Annotated in this window: 14 protein-coding genes; 10 read left to right on the plus strand and 4 right to left on the minus strand. The window is 72.4% G+C overall.

Annotation, left to right across the window (positions count from 1 at the left end):
* Nucleotides 1-27 precede the first annotated feature (27 nt).
* The 9 genes from ACQPY0_RS11600 to ACQPY0_RS11640 are packed head-to-tail and all read left to right on the plus strand — an operon-like array spanning nt 28 to nt 7264.
* Nucleotides 28-420, plus strand: a complete 393-nt coding sequence (locus ACQPY0_RS11600) for a roadblock/LC7 domain-containing protein (protein WP_432987730.1) — start codon at nt 28-30, stop codon at nt 418-420.
* Entirely contained in the window at nt 417-995 is a 579-nt protein-coding gene (locus ACQPY0_RS11605; protein ID WP_432987732.1) for a GTP-binding protein, read from the plus strand. Before ACQPY0_RS11600 ends, ACQPY0_RS11605 begins: the two co-directional genes overlap by 4 nt.
* A 16-nt stretch (nt 996-1011) precedes the next feature.
* Complete coding sequence (locus tag ACQPY0_RS11610) at nt 1012-2199, plus strand: ABC transporter substrate-binding protein (RefSeq protein WP_432987734.1); 1188 nt, start codon at nt 1012-1014, stop codon at nt 2197-2199.
* Between the two features lie 4 nt (nt 2200-2203).
* Nucleotides 2204-3070 (plus strand): branched-chain amino acid ABC transporter permease, encoded by an 867-nt coding sequence (locus ACQPY0_RS11615; protein WP_432987736.1) that lies wholly within the window; start codon nt 2204-2206, stop codon nt 3068-3070.
* Entirely contained in the window at nt 3067-4086 is a 1020-nt protein-coding gene (locus ACQPY0_RS11620; protein WP_432987738.1) for a branched-chain amino acid ABC transporter permease, read from the plus strand. Before ACQPY0_RS11615 ends, ACQPY0_RS11620 begins: the two co-directional genes overlap by 4 nt.
* Nucleotides 4083-4793 (plus strand): ABC transporter ATP-binding protein, encoded by a 711-nt coding sequence (locus ACQPY0_RS11625; protein WP_432987741.1) that lies wholly within the window; start codon nt 4083-4085, stop codon nt 4791-4793. Before ACQPY0_RS11620 ends, ACQPY0_RS11625 begins: the two co-directional genes overlap by 4 nt.
* The gene (locus ACQPY0_RS11630) at nt 4790-5491 is read left to right on the plus strand and encodes an ABC transporter ATP-binding protein (protein WP_432987743.1); all 702 of its coding nucleotides are present in this window, start codon (nt 4790-4792) and stop codon (nt 5489-5491) included. Before ACQPY0_RS11625 ends, ACQPY0_RS11630 begins: the two co-directional genes overlap by 4 nt.
* A 29-nt stretch (nt 5492-5520) precedes the next feature.
* Nucleotides 5521-6354 (plus strand): AraC family ligand binding domain-containing protein, encoded by an 834-nt coding sequence (locus ACQPY0_RS11635; protein ID WP_432987746.1) that lies wholly within the window; start codon nt 5521-5523, stop codon nt 6352-6354.
* 10 nt (nt 6355-6364) lie between these two features.
* Entirely contained in the window at nt 6365-7264 is a 900-nt protein-coding gene (locus tag ACQPY0_RS11640) for a DMT family transporter (RefSeq protein ID WP_432987749.1), read from the plus strand.
* 73 nt (nt 7265-7337) lie between these two features.
* Here the strand turns inward: ACQPY0_RS11640 and ACQPY0_RS11645 are convergent, their stop codons facing one another.
* On the minus strand, nt 7338-7916 hold the full coding sequence (locus tag ACQPY0_RS11645; protein ID WP_432987751.1) for a hypothetical protein: 579 nt from the start codon (nt 7914-7916) through the stop codon (nt 7338-7340).
* Nucleotides 7917-8079: 163 nt separating this feature from the next.
* Here ACQPY0_RS11645 and ACQPY0_RS11650 point away from each other — a divergent pair, with 163 nt between their 5' ends.
* Nucleotides 8080-8433, plus strand: coding sequence for a DUF2795 domain-containing protein (locus tag ACQPY0_RS11650; RefSeq protein WP_432987753.1), 354 nt, complete (start codon nt 8080-8082; stop codon nt 8431-8433).
* A gap of 145 nt (nt 8434-8578) precedes the next feature.
* Here ACQPY0_RS11650 and ACQPY0_RS11655 read toward each other — a convergent pair whose 3' ends face one another.
* From ACQPY0_RS11655 to ACQPY0_RS11665, 3 genes are all read right to left on the minus strand, one after another.
* Nucleotides 8579-9154, minus strand: a complete 576-nt coding sequence (locus ACQPY0_RS11655; RefSeq protein WP_432995186.1) for a PadR family transcriptional regulator — start codon at nt 9152-9154, stop codon at nt 8579-8581.
* A 294-nt stretch (nt 9155-9448) separates the two neighbouring features.
* Nucleotides 9449-9694, minus strand: a complete 246-nt coding sequence (locus tag ACQPY0_RS11660) for a hypothetical protein (RefSeq protein ID WP_432987756.1) — start codon at nt 9692-9694, stop codon at nt 9449-9451.
* A 1767-nt stretch (nt 9695-11461) separates the two neighbouring features.
* Nucleotides 11462-12547, minus strand: coding sequence for an S-(hydroxymethyl)mycothiol dehydrogenase (locus ACQPY0_RS11665; RefSeq protein WP_432987758.1), 1086 nt, complete (start codon nt 12545-12547; stop codon nt 11462-11464).
* Between the last annotated feature and the right edge of the window lie 43 nt (nt 12548-12590).

A 12590-nucleotide genomic window follows, 5' to 3' on the forward strand; every position in this document is an offset into this window, starting at 1 on the left:
CTGCAACAGCTGGAGAGGACCACGTCTGTGACCGACCCGAGTAATCTCGGTTGGCTGCTGGATAGCTTCGCGAGCCGCACCCCCGACGTCAGCCATGCGCTGGCGATCTCTACCGACGGTCTCGTGCTGGCCCACACCCGGGCCCTGCCCCGGGACCGGGCCGACCAGTTGGCCGCCACCGGCAGCGGTCTCGTCGCCCTCCTCGCCGGCGCCGCCCGCTTCTTCGACGCCGGCCAGGTCATCTCCAACGTGACCCAGCTCGACGGCGGCTTCATGTTCTGCATGGCCTTCAGCGACGGCGCGTCGCTGCTCGTGCTCGCCTCGCCCTACGCCGACGTCGGCAAGGTCTCGTACGAGATGACCGAGCTCGCCAACCGCATCGGCGAAGCGCTCACCCCCGCGGTGCGGGGCCCGTCGTGAGCGATCCGCACCGGCGCGGGCGCCCGACCGCCGTAAAGATCATCATCGCGGGCGGCTTCGGTGCGGGGAAGACCACGCTCGTCGGCTCGATCTCCGAGATCCCGCCGGTGACCACCGAGGCCGTCATGACCGCCGCCAGCCTGGCGCACGACGACGCTAGCCTGGTGCCCGACAAGGGCAGCACGACGGTGGCGATGGACTTCGGCCGCATCACGCTGTACTCCGACCTGGTCCTCTACCTCTTCGGCACCCCCGGCCAGAAGCGGTTCTGGTTCATGTGGGACGAGCTGTGCCGGGGCGCCATCGGAGCCGTCGTCATCGCCGACACACGGCGGCTGGCGGACTGCTTCGGCGCCATCGACTACTTCGAGAACCGTCGCCTGCCCTACGTGGTGGCCGTCAACAACTTCGACGGTGCCGCGCGTTACCACCTCGAGGACATCCGCGACGCCCTGGCCGTGCACCGCGGTGTCCCGATGCTCGACGCCGACGTGCGCTCGCGCGCGTCGGCCAAGGAGATCCTCGTCGCCGTGACCGAGCATGCCCTCGCGCAGCGCGCCGGGGCTCGCCGATAACCCCTCAAGGAGAACAATGTTCCTGCCACGACGTTTGGTCAGCATCGCGCTGGCCACCGGCCTGGTGCTCGCCGGCGCCGGGTGCGCCAAGGACGACAAGTCCGACAGTGCCGGTGCGGCGTCCACCCTGAAGATCGGTTTCCTCGGCGCGATCACCGGCACCTACCAGGCAGTCGGCACGGACCTGAAGAACGGGTTCGAGCTGTACCTCAAGACGCACGACGGCAAGCTCGGCGGTCACCCGATCGACCTCAGGATCGCCGACGAGGGCGACGGCGCGGCCACCGCCGTTCCGGCCGCGACCAAGCTCGTCAAGGACGACAAGGTCGTCGCGGTGACCGGCATCGTCGGCGGTGGCTCGGTCGCCGCCGTCGCGGACATGCTCAACCAGGCGAAGATCCCGCTGGTCGGCTCCAACGGCCGGCCGAAGCTCGACGACCTGAGCCGGGTGTGGATGACGAGCTTCATGTCGTCGGACCCGGGGCAGTCCATCGCGCAGTACATCAAGGAGAAGGTCAACGGCCCGGTCTACGCGATCGGCCCGGACTACCAGGGTGGCTGGGACGAGGTCGGCGGCTTCACCGACGAGTTCGCCAAGATCGGCGGGCAGCTGGCCAACCCGGGCGGCAAGACCAAGTGGACGCCGTTCCCGGCGACCACGAACTTCCTGCCGTACTTCAACGAGATCAAGTCCAGCGGCGCCAAGGCGGTCTACACCTTCTACGCCGGTAAGGCCGCGATCGACTTCGTCAAGCAGTACAAGCAGTCCGACGTGAAGGACATCCCGCTCTACGCCGCCTTCGTCACCGAGGGCTCGATCCTGCAGGCCGAGGGCGACGCCGCCAAGGACGTCTTCACCGTCTGCAACTACTCGCCCGACCTCGACAACGAGGAGAACCGCAAGTTCGTCGCCGCCTGGCGCCAGGCCTACCCGGACGCGACCCCGACGACGTACGCGATGGCCTCCTACGACGCGGCGGCCGTGCTCGACCGGGCCATCGGCGCGGCGGGGGCCAACCCGACGTCGGAGTCGATCAACGAGCAGATCGGCAAGCTGGGCCAGATCTCCAGCCCGCGCGGCCAGTGGCAGTTCGGCGCCAAGACCCACGCGCCGGTGCAGAAGTGGTATCTGCGTCAGGTCCGCAACGACGGCCGTGCGCTGGCCAACGTGCTGGTGCAGGACCTCGCGACGGTCGGCTCCTAGTTCCTTGGAAACGTACCTGATCCCGGCGGTCGACGGCGTGGCCTACGGCCTGCTGCTGTTCGTCGTCGCCGCCGGGCTCACCCTCGCCTTCGGCGTCGGTGACGTGCTCAACCTCGCGCACGGGACGCTGTTCGCGTTCGGCGCGTACGCCGCCGCGAAGATCAGCGACGGCAGCTGGGGCTCGCTCGCGCTCGCGGTGCTGGTCGGCACCGCGGCCGCGGCCCTCGGCGGCGCGCTGCTCTCCGTGATGCTCGTGCCGCTGGCCGGTCGCGGCCACCTCGCCCAGGCGCTGCTCACCTTCGGCGTCGCGCTGGTGGTCGGCGACCGGCTCACCGCGATCTTCGGCAGGGACAACCTCCCGGTCGTCGTGCCGAAGGTGCTCGATCGGCCGGTCGACCTGGCCGGGCACAGCTATCCGGGGTACCGCCTCGCGCTCATCGTCGTCGCCGCGCTCATCGCGGCCGCGCTCGGCCTGGTGGTGACCCGCACCCGGGCCGGGCACCTGGTCCGCGCCACGGTCGACGACCGGGACATGGTCGCGATGCTCGGCGTCTCGCCGTTCACCGTGCGCACCAGCGTCCTGGCCGGAGCCGGTGCCCTGGCCGGCCTCGCGGGCGCGCTCGGCGCCCCGATCATCGGCCCCGGGCCGCGTACCGCCGACGAGGTGCTGATGCTCTCCCTGGTCGTCGTCGTCCTCGGCGGCATGGGCTCGATCGCCGGCGCCCTCGTGGCCGCCATCGCGGTCGGCGAGATCCAGACTGTCGGCGTCACCAACTTCTCCACCGCGGCGCCCTTCGTGCTCTTCGGCGCGATGGCGATCGCCCTGGCCGCCCGGGCCCGCGGCCTGCTGCCCTCGGGACGGTCGGCATGAAGTGGCTGCTGGCCCTCGTCACGACGGCCGTGCTCGGGCTGCTCGCGTCGTTCGCCTGGACGCTCAACGAGTACGCCAACCTGATGCTCACCCGCATCCTGATCGTCGGCCTGCTCGCGGTGACCGTGGCCCTGCTGACCGGCGTCGCCGGGCTGCCGACGCTGGGGCAGACGGCGCCGTACCTCGTCGGTGCCTACACCACCGCGATCCTCATCCAGCACGACGTCGACCTCGGCATCCTGCAGTTGCTCGCCGCGGCCGGCACCGGAGCGCTCTTCGCCCTGATCACCGCCCCGCTGGTGGTCTACGCCCGCGGTGTGGTGGTCCTGATGATCACCCTGGCCCTGGGCGAGCTGACGTCCACGGTCGCCGGCCGCTGGAAGTCGCTGACCCACGGCACCGACGGCATGGTGGCACTGGCCAAGGTGACGCCGCTGCCGGGCCTGGCCGAGCTGGACACGGACTCCGCGGTGTACCTCTACACTCTGGTGGTCGTCACGGTCCTGGTCGCGGCCGTCCTGCTGGCCCTGCGCTCGCCCGCGGGCGCGCTGCTGCGGGCCACCCGCGACGACGTCCGGCGCATGAAGGCCAGCGGCCATCCGGTCAACGGCTATCTCACCGTCGCCTATGTGGTCGCCGGCGCCCTGGCCGGCGTGGCCGGCGCGCTGCTGGTGACGGTCAACTCGTACGTCTCCCCGAGCGACGGCGCCTTCGACGTCGCCGCGCTCATCCTGCTCGCCGTGGTGATCGGCGGCGCCACGTCGATGGTCGGCGCGCTGGTCGGCGCGGGCCTGGTGGTGGCGACGCGGGACTGGCTCGCCGAGGCCGGCCACGCGCCGCTCCTGCTGGGCATCCTGTTCATCGCCTGCGTGTACCTGCTGCCCAACGGCCTGCTCGGCGACCGGGCGGCCCTGTCGTTCCTGACCCGGCTCGGCCGGCGCCGCCCGGCCGCCCCGCCGCCGATCCCGGCCCAGCGGGCCCCGATCGACGAGACCACGACGGGGGCGGCGCGATGATCCTGACCGTCGAGAACCTCGGCCGCCGCTACGGTGACCTGGCCGCCCTGGACGGCGTTGCCCTGCAGTTGGCCCCCGGCGAGCGCCGGGCCCTGATCGGCCCCAACGGCGCAGGCAAGTCCACGCTGCTCAACCTGGTCGCGGGCGCCCTGCGCCCGACGTCGGGCCGGATCCGCTTCAACGGCCGCGACGTGACCCGGATGTCGCCGGCGCGGCGGGCGCGGCTGGGCATCGGCCGTACCCACCAGCATCCAGCGGTCTGGTCGACGCTCACGGCCCTGGACAACGTGCTCGTGGCCGCCCGCCGCCCGTGGGGCCGGCTGCGTCCGGGCGCCCGCGATCACCTGGCCGCGGTCGGCCTGGCGGACGTGGCCGCGACGAAGGCCGGCTCGCTGTCCCACGGCCAGCGCCGCCAGCTGGAGCTCGCGATGGCGCTGGCCGGCGAGCCGGCGCTGCTGCTGCTCGACGAGCCGGCCGCGGGCCTGGCCCCGCCGGAGGTCGAGCTGCTGGCCGGCCTGCTCGCCACGCTGCCCGAGGGCGTGGCGGTGCTGCTGGTCGAGCACCATCTCGACCTGGTGTACGGCTTCGCGGACCATGTCACCGTCCTGCACTCGGGCCGCCACGTCCACACCGGCACGGTCGAGCAGACGCGGCGCTCGCCGGAGGTCAAGGCCGCGTACGCGGGAATCACAGGAGCGACGTCGTGACGCTGACCGTCCAGGGCCTGCACGCCGGATACGGCGGCGGCACCGTCCTTCACGGCGTGGACCTCACCGTCCCGACCGGCACCGCCCTGGCCGTCCTGGGCCGCAACGGCGCGGGCAAGACCACGCTCGTGCACACCATCTGCGGCCTGGTCAAGCCCAAGGCGGGCGCGGTGACGCTGGACGGGGCCGAGCTGGCCGGCCGCCCCGCGCACCGCGTCGCCCGGGCCGGGATCGCGCTCGTACCGCAGGGGCGCCGCGTCTTCGCGAGCCTGACCGTGGCCGAGCACCTGACCCTGTCCCGCCGCCGCGGCGAGTGGACGGTCGAGCGGGTCCTGCAGCTGCTCCCGCGCCTGCAGGAGCGCAAGCGCAACCGCGGCGACCAGCTCTCCGGCGGCGAGGCCCAGATGCTGGCGATCGCCCGGGCCCTGCTGACCCAGCCGACGGTGCTGCTGCTCGACGAGCCGTGCGAGGGCCTGGCGGTGGACCTGGCCGACCGGGTGCGCGCGGTCGTCGCCGAGCTGGCCCGGGCGGGCCTGACGGTGCTGCTGGTCGAGCAGCAGCCGGAGCACGCGCTGGCGGTGGCCGACCGCGTGGCGCTGCTCGCCGACGGCGTCGTGGCCGCGACCCACTCGGCCGCCGAGCTGCGCGCCGACCCCACCCTGACCGACCGCGTGCTGAGCGTCGCGACCCACGCCTGATCCGGCTCGCACAGTGCTACGTTCGCTGCGTGGGGGAGTCGGCGGAGTGGACGCGGGTCGATGACGGGCGGCAAGCGCTCGACCTGCTGACCGCGAGCTACCACCGCCACCAGTTCGCCCGGCACAGCCACGCGACGTATGCGATCGGCGTCGTGACCTGCGGCGAGGAGCAGTTCCGCTACCGCGGTGTCCTGCGCCGGGCCGGCGTCGGGACGCTCGCGATCCTGGAGCCGGACGAGCCCCACGACGGCATGGCGGCCCGGCCGGAGGGCTGGGCCTACCGGGTGCTGTACCCGAGCGAGTCCCTGCTCTTCGACGGCCGCACCGAGCGCGCGATCTTCCGCGAGCCCGTCGTGACCGACCCGCGCAGCGTGCACCTGGTCCGCTCCGCCCACGAGGAGCTGACCGCCGGTGTCGACCCGCTCGCGGCGCAGTCCAAGCTGGCCTGGGCCCTGGAGGCGGTCGTCCAGCGCCACGGCGCGCTGCGCCCGGCCCCCGGCGCGCCGAAGCCGGGCGACGCGGCGGCGGGGCGCAAGGTGGCCGAGATCCGCGATCGGCTGCTGGCGGACCTGCGCTGCGCGCCCAGCCTGCGGGAACTGGCGGCGGGGGTGGAGCTCTCGCCGTACCACATGCTGAGAGTCTTTCGCGAAGCGACCGGCTTCCCGCCGCACGCCTGGCTCGTGCTGGAGCGGGTGTGCCACGCGCGCCACCTGCTGGCCTCGGGCCGCACCCCGGCCGAGGTGGCCGGCGCCGTGGGCTTCGCGGACCAGGCGCACCTGACCCGGTGGTTCAAGCGCGTGACGGGCGTCACCCCGGCGGCGTTCCGCAACAGCGTTCAAGACGCGATGCGCCGGCCGGCGTGAAATCGGGGCCATGAGTCGTCGTGGCTGGCTCCTCTTCGGCGCGATGTGCGTCGTGTGGGGCATCCCCTACCTGCTGATCAAGGTCGCGGTCCGCGAGATCGGCCCCGCCGAGCTGGTCTTCGTCCGCACCGCCCTGGGCGCGGTGCTGCTGCTGCCGGTCGCCCTGGCCCGCCGCGAGGTGCGCGCCTCCCTGCGCCCGTGGCTGCCCCTGCTCGTCTACACGGTCGTCGAGATCGGCCTGCCCTGGCTGCTGCTGTCGGACGCCGAGCGGCACGTCGACAGCTCCTTCACGGGCCTGGTCATCGCCGGCGTGCCGCTCGTCGCCGCGGTGATCGCCCGCCTGGGCGACCGCGGCGAGCGCCTGAGCGCCACCCGGGTCGGCGGCCTGCTGGTCGGCTTCGCGGGCGTGGCGGTCCTGCTGGGCTTCCACGCGGGCGGCGGCGGGGCCCGGCCCATGCTCGAGCTGGGCGGCGTCGTCGTCTGCTACGCGATCGGCCCCCTGATCATCGAGCGCTGGCTGTCGGACGTGCCCCGCTACGGCGTGGCCGCCGCCTCGCTGGTCGTCGGCGCCCTGCTCTTCGCGCCGGTCTCGGTGCCGAAGCTGCCCGCCCTGCTCAGCCACCTGACCTTGCGCCCGGCCCTGGCAGCGCTGGCACTGGCGGTGATCTGCACGGCGCTGGCGTTCGTGCTGTTCTTCGCGCTGATCGCCGAGGTCGGCGGCGTACGCGCCACCGTGATCACCTTCGTCAACCCCGCCGTGGCCGTGGTCCTGGGCGCCCTGGTCCTGGGCGAGGAGGTGACCTGGCTGACGGGCGTGGCGTTCGCGCTGATCCTGGCCGGCTCGATCCTCGCCACGCGCCGCAAGGCCCCCGGCCCCGAGCCCGCACCCCGGGTGGCCCCCGCCGCGTGAGCAGGGTCCGGGCACGCGTGCCCGGACCCCTTGGCGGGGGGCGCCGTGCGCGAACTGCGGGGGGCCGACGCGATCACCAGTCCTTCATCCAGGGCAGCTTGGTGTCCAGCCAGTCGTTGAGCCGGGCGACCTGGTCGGTGTCGGTGGAGAGCCAGCCGACCTGCCCGGTCATCGCGAGGATGCCGAACACCACGGCCGTGCCGCTGAGCAGCACGCCCAGCGTCCCCAGGCCGCGGCCGGCCACATCGGGGCGTACGCCGGCGATGATGCCGCCGAACGAGAAGAGCAGGCCCAGCGCGCCGACGGCGATCGCCCAGGGGGCCAGCAGCCCGGTCAGCGCGACCGCGACGCCCGCGACACCCAGGATCAGGCCCAGCGTGGCCAGCAGGCTCGCCCGCGCGGTGGCCGGGCGGACCGGCACCGGCTCGCGGTCGACCGTGCGCCGGATGGGCGCGGTGTCGCGATCGGGGTCCACGACGCCGACCGCGGGAATCGTGCCCGTGGTGGTGGCTTCGGTACGGTCGTCGATCCCGTCGCCGTCCTTGTCGTGCTTGCGCCCCAGGCGCCAGGTGCGGGCCTCGGCGCGGTCGTCCACGCCGTCGCGCTCGGTCGCGGTGCGGGCGCCGAACATCTGCCCGATGCGTGGTGCCACTGCGTGTTCACCTCCTGCGAAGCGCCCGGTCCGGCACGCCGGGGGGTTCGGAGTCCGGTGAATCGGGCGAGTGTTATCCAGCTACCCAGACCCACCGGTTTCCAATCGGGGGACCACCCGTTTGGCGGGAATTCGCCCGGGTACCTGCGGATTCATGGATGCCATGCAGCGAGGAAACACGAAGCACGGGGTCGCCCTCGACGACCGGCTTCAGCGCGAGGCGGAGCTCGAGGCGCGCCAGGTCGACCCGGAGGGCGAGGGCACCCGCACCTTCGGGGCACCGGTCGGCATGACGGCCGACGAGGTCGAGGGCAGGAGCAATCTGGGACGGTACATCCCGATGGCGAGCCTGCCCGGCGACCGCGACGATCTGATCGCCGGCGCGACCGAGTTCAACGCGCCCGACGAGGTGCTCGACGCGCTCGAGCGGCTGCCGGAGGACACGCAATTCGAGACGGTCAACCAGGTCTGGGCGGCGCTGGGTGGCCGGAACGAGGATCCGGCCCGGCGGCCTTAGTCGTCTCCGGTGCCGGCGCGGGTGGCAACGGCGCCGGGCGGATGGTCCACCAACGCATGGCGGTTCCTTCTGCGCGCGGTACGGTCCCGGGGCCCGCACGCCCCGGGACCGGGTCTGGTTTTGATCGGCTTTTGATCTGTCGGCGTCAATCGGCGAGGATGGCGTACAGCTTGCGGCGGGTCTCGGTGAGCACCTCCAGCGCCTGGGCGCGCTGCTCACTCGTGCCGTTGAAGCCCACCTGCCGCAGCGCGTCCATGATCCCGAACGCGGCGTCGCGGAACTCCTGCGCCTGCGAGACGTTCTCGTCGCCGTACTCCTGCCAGGGCGCGTTCTGCGCCGCCGCCTCGGCCTCGGGCCGCCCGGTGTCGGTGAGCACGAATCGCTTGCGCCCACCGCTCTCCTCCGCGCTGATGAGCCCCTCATCCTCCAGCATCTGCAGGGTCGGGTAGATCGAGCCCGGACTGGGCCGCCAGATGCCACCCGTACGCTGCTCAAGCTCCTGGATCATCTCGTAGCCGTGCATGGGACGCTCGTGCAGCAGCGCGAGAACCGCGTTGCGCACGTTCGGCCGCCCGCCACGGGCCCGCCCGCGCCCATGCCCGCCGTGATGCCCACGGCCACCCCAGCCGCCGCGCCCTTCGCCAGGCGGGAACGGCGGAACGAAGCTGCCAAACCCCCGCTGCCAGGCGCCGGTGTCAAAGAATCCGTGTCGCGACCTCATGATCGCATCCCCCATCTCGTGGTTCTATCGTCTTCTGATACTTCGACGATATATCGGAAACCTATCGCCGACAACCCCTTCCGATAGTCCCTCTCCGGTGACCACGGCTACGCACGCCCGATTTGCGGGGCCTTATGCCGGACAAATCGGACGCGAACGCATCTGGCCGCGACGGTCGAGCGGAACGGGCTCAACCGCCGCCGTGGTGCGGATCCGAAATGTCGGGCACCCGTGCCATCCGGCATGACCACTCTGAATCCCGACGCATCACCTGCCGCCGCCTGTTTCCCCTGCTCAGGGGTTTTTGTCGTACCCCTGTTCTAGGTTCTTGTCATGGGTGAGGTGCTGACCGGGATTACCGATTCGGAGTGGCGTGTTCGGTTGGATGCGATGCTGGCCGAGCACCGTCGTCGGGTGGCTCGTCGTCGTGCGGTGCGCGCCGAGTTCGCCGAGGCCCGCCGCCGTGGTTTGGAGGCGCGTCATGCCGAGCGCCTGGCCCGCCTGGACGCCGAGGCCCGCACCGCCGAGATCACCGCCCACTGGGCAGAGCAGGACGCCCGAGCCGCCCGCCGCCGCTCCCTGGCGCCCCAGCCCAACCCGAGCCGCCCGTCAACTCAGCCCAGCCCGGGTCGTCCGCCAGCCCAGCCCGACCCCGGCGGGCCGGTGGCTCGACCCGACTCTCGCCTCCCGCCAGCCCAGTCCGTCTCCCACGGTCCGATGACTCACCCCGACCCCCGCCGCCCGGCAATCCAGCCCGCTCCCCGCTGTCCGTCGGCTCGGCCTGACCCGGGCTGTCCGCCGGCCCAGCCCGACTCCGGCGGTTTGGGGTCCCAGCCTGACTCTGGCGGTCCGGTGATGCGGCCCGACTCGCGTCGTCCGGCTATCCAGCCCGCTCCCCGCTGTCCGTCGACTCGGCCCAGCCCGGGCTGTCCGCCAGCGCAGCCCGCCCCCGGCGGTTCGGGGTCCCAGTCCGACTCTGGCGGTCCGGTGATGCGGCCCGGCCCCGGCGGTCCGGTGACGCAGTCCGACTCCCGTCGTGTGGGTGTCCAGCCTGGTCCCCGCTGTCTGTCGGCTCGGCCTGGCCTGGGTTGTCCGCCTGTGCAGCCCGACTCCAGCGGTCCGGTGACGCAGTCCGACTCCGGTCGTCTGCGTATCCAGCCCGGTCCCCGCTGTCCGTCCGTCCGGCCCAACCCTCGCTCCGATCCGACCGCGCCCACCCCGCCCGGACCGTCTCGTCCGCACGACCTTGCTGCCCCACCGTCGCAGCCCCCGCCGACATCTCGAACACCGTCGCCGAGGCCACCATCGCCGCCGGTGTCCCGTGCACCATCGCCAGAGCCTTCGCCGGAACGTTCGCCAAGGCCCTCGCCGTCGTCGCGTTCCCAGCCTGCACCGACGCCCCCGCACTCCCGGCCGGTTCCGCCACCGTGTTCCGGGCCGGTTCAGTCACCGCGTTCTCGGCCGGTTCCGCCACCGTGTTCCGGGCCGCTTGAGTCGCTGCGTTCCCGGCCTGTCCGGTCGGCGTGCTGTCGAGCCGGCGCGCCACCGTCACTGCACCGGCCAGACCGTTGCGGCGACGATGCTGTGTCACCGCCACCGGCACCGTCACCGTCGCGACGGTCGAGCGGTTCTGGTGACTCCGCGTCACCGCCGCCGCGGCAACGGTCGAGCTGTTCCAGCGACGCTGCGTCACCGCACACCTCCCCGGCGCCCGCCACCGGTCGGGCCGCCGTCGCACTGGCGCAGCCCTCGTCGCCGCTGAGCCCACCTTCGGGCTGGCCGCGACATGCTGCTCCCGGGGCGCGTTCACCGCGTCATCCGCGCGCCCGATCTTGCCGGCCGTGGGCTTGGGTCGCCGGACGGCGAGAAGGCGGTCGATGGACGCGCGGCTCGACCACATCACCACGGAGGACGACGCCGGGTCGGGTGCTCCTCGCGTTCGTTGCCTTGGGTAGTCGGGATCGAACAACAACAGCAGCGGGGGCACGGTCCCCGCCGAACTGACCGTCATGTCGTCATCAGGTGGAGGTCGAGGCTCCGCCGTCACCCGGGTCGCCGGACCGGACACTCGGCGTTGCTGACCGATGCGAGACCAGACCATGCTGCGCTGCCGAACTGTCGCGACGCGGGCTTGCGGCGGGCGGGCATGCGGATGCGGGGGACTGTTTGTCCAGCTTCGAGTCGCGATGGTAAGCGGCCTCATTCATCGGGTGTGAGGTGTTGAGTCGTGGCGCGGGGCGGCTGGCCCGTTGCGTGAAACGGCCCGTGGCGCGGTGAGGAGGCGCCACGGGCCGGGGGAGCGGTAGGTCAGATTACGATTACCGAGCGTAGGACCTCGCCGCGCTCCATTTTGTGGAAGGCCTCCTCCACGTCGTTGAGGCTGCCGGTCTCCGTTACGAACTTGTCCAGGGGCAGGCGGCCCTGCAGGTGCAGGTCTACCAGCATGGGGAAGTCGCGGGAGGGTAGGCAGTCGCCGTACCAGCTGGACTTCAGCGCGCCGCCGCGGCCGAAAACCTCCAGGAACGGCAGGGTCAGCTGCATGTCGGGGCGGGGCACGCCTACCAGGACCACGGTGCCGGCCAGGTCGCGGGCGAAGAACGCCTGCTCGTACACCTGCGGCGACCCTACCGCCTCGATGACCACGTCGGCGCCGAAGCCGCCGGTCAGGGCGCGGATCGCCGCCACCGGGTCGGTCTCGCGGGAGTTGACGACGTGGGTCGCGCCGAACTCGGTGGCCCAGTTCAGTTTGCGCACGTCCACGTCGACGCCGATGATCGTCTTCGCGCCGGCCAGGCGGGCGCCGGCGATGGCCGCGTTGCCGACGCCGCCGCAGCCGAAGACGGCCACGGAGTCGCCGCGGGTCACGTTGCCGGTGTTGACGGCGGCGCCGATGCCGGCCATGACGCCGCAGCCGAGCAGGCCCGCGACCGTGGCGGGGGCCTGCGGGTCGACCTTGGTGCACTGGCCGGCGGCGACCAGCGTGTGCTTGAGGAACGCGCCGATGCCCAGGGCAGGGGACAGGGGCGTGCCGTCGGACAGGGTCATCTTCTGCTTGGCGTTATGGGTGTTGAAGCAGTACCAGGGGCGTCCGCGCAGGCAGGCGCGGCACTGGCCGCACACGGCGCGCCAGTTCAGGATCACGAAGTCGCCGGGGGCCACGTCGGTCACGCCGGGGCCGACGGACTCCACGATGCCCGCCGCCTCGTGGCCGAGCAGGAACGGGAAGTCGTCGCTGATGCCGCCCTCGCGGTAGTGCAGGTCGGTGTGGCAGACGCCGCACGCCTGCACCTCGACCCGCGCCTCGCCGGGGCCCGGCTCGGGTACGACGATCGTCTCCAGGCTGACCGGCCGGCCCTTCCCCAGTGCGACCACACCTTGCGTCTCGATAGGCATACCTGAGGTCCTATCAGAGAAACGGGCGCCGGGATGATAGGAA

Source organism: Dactylosporangium sp. CA-233914 (genome assembly GCF_050942935.1).
GTDB lineage: Bacteria > Actinomycetota > Actinomycetes > Mycobacteriales > Micromonosporaceae > Dactylosporangium.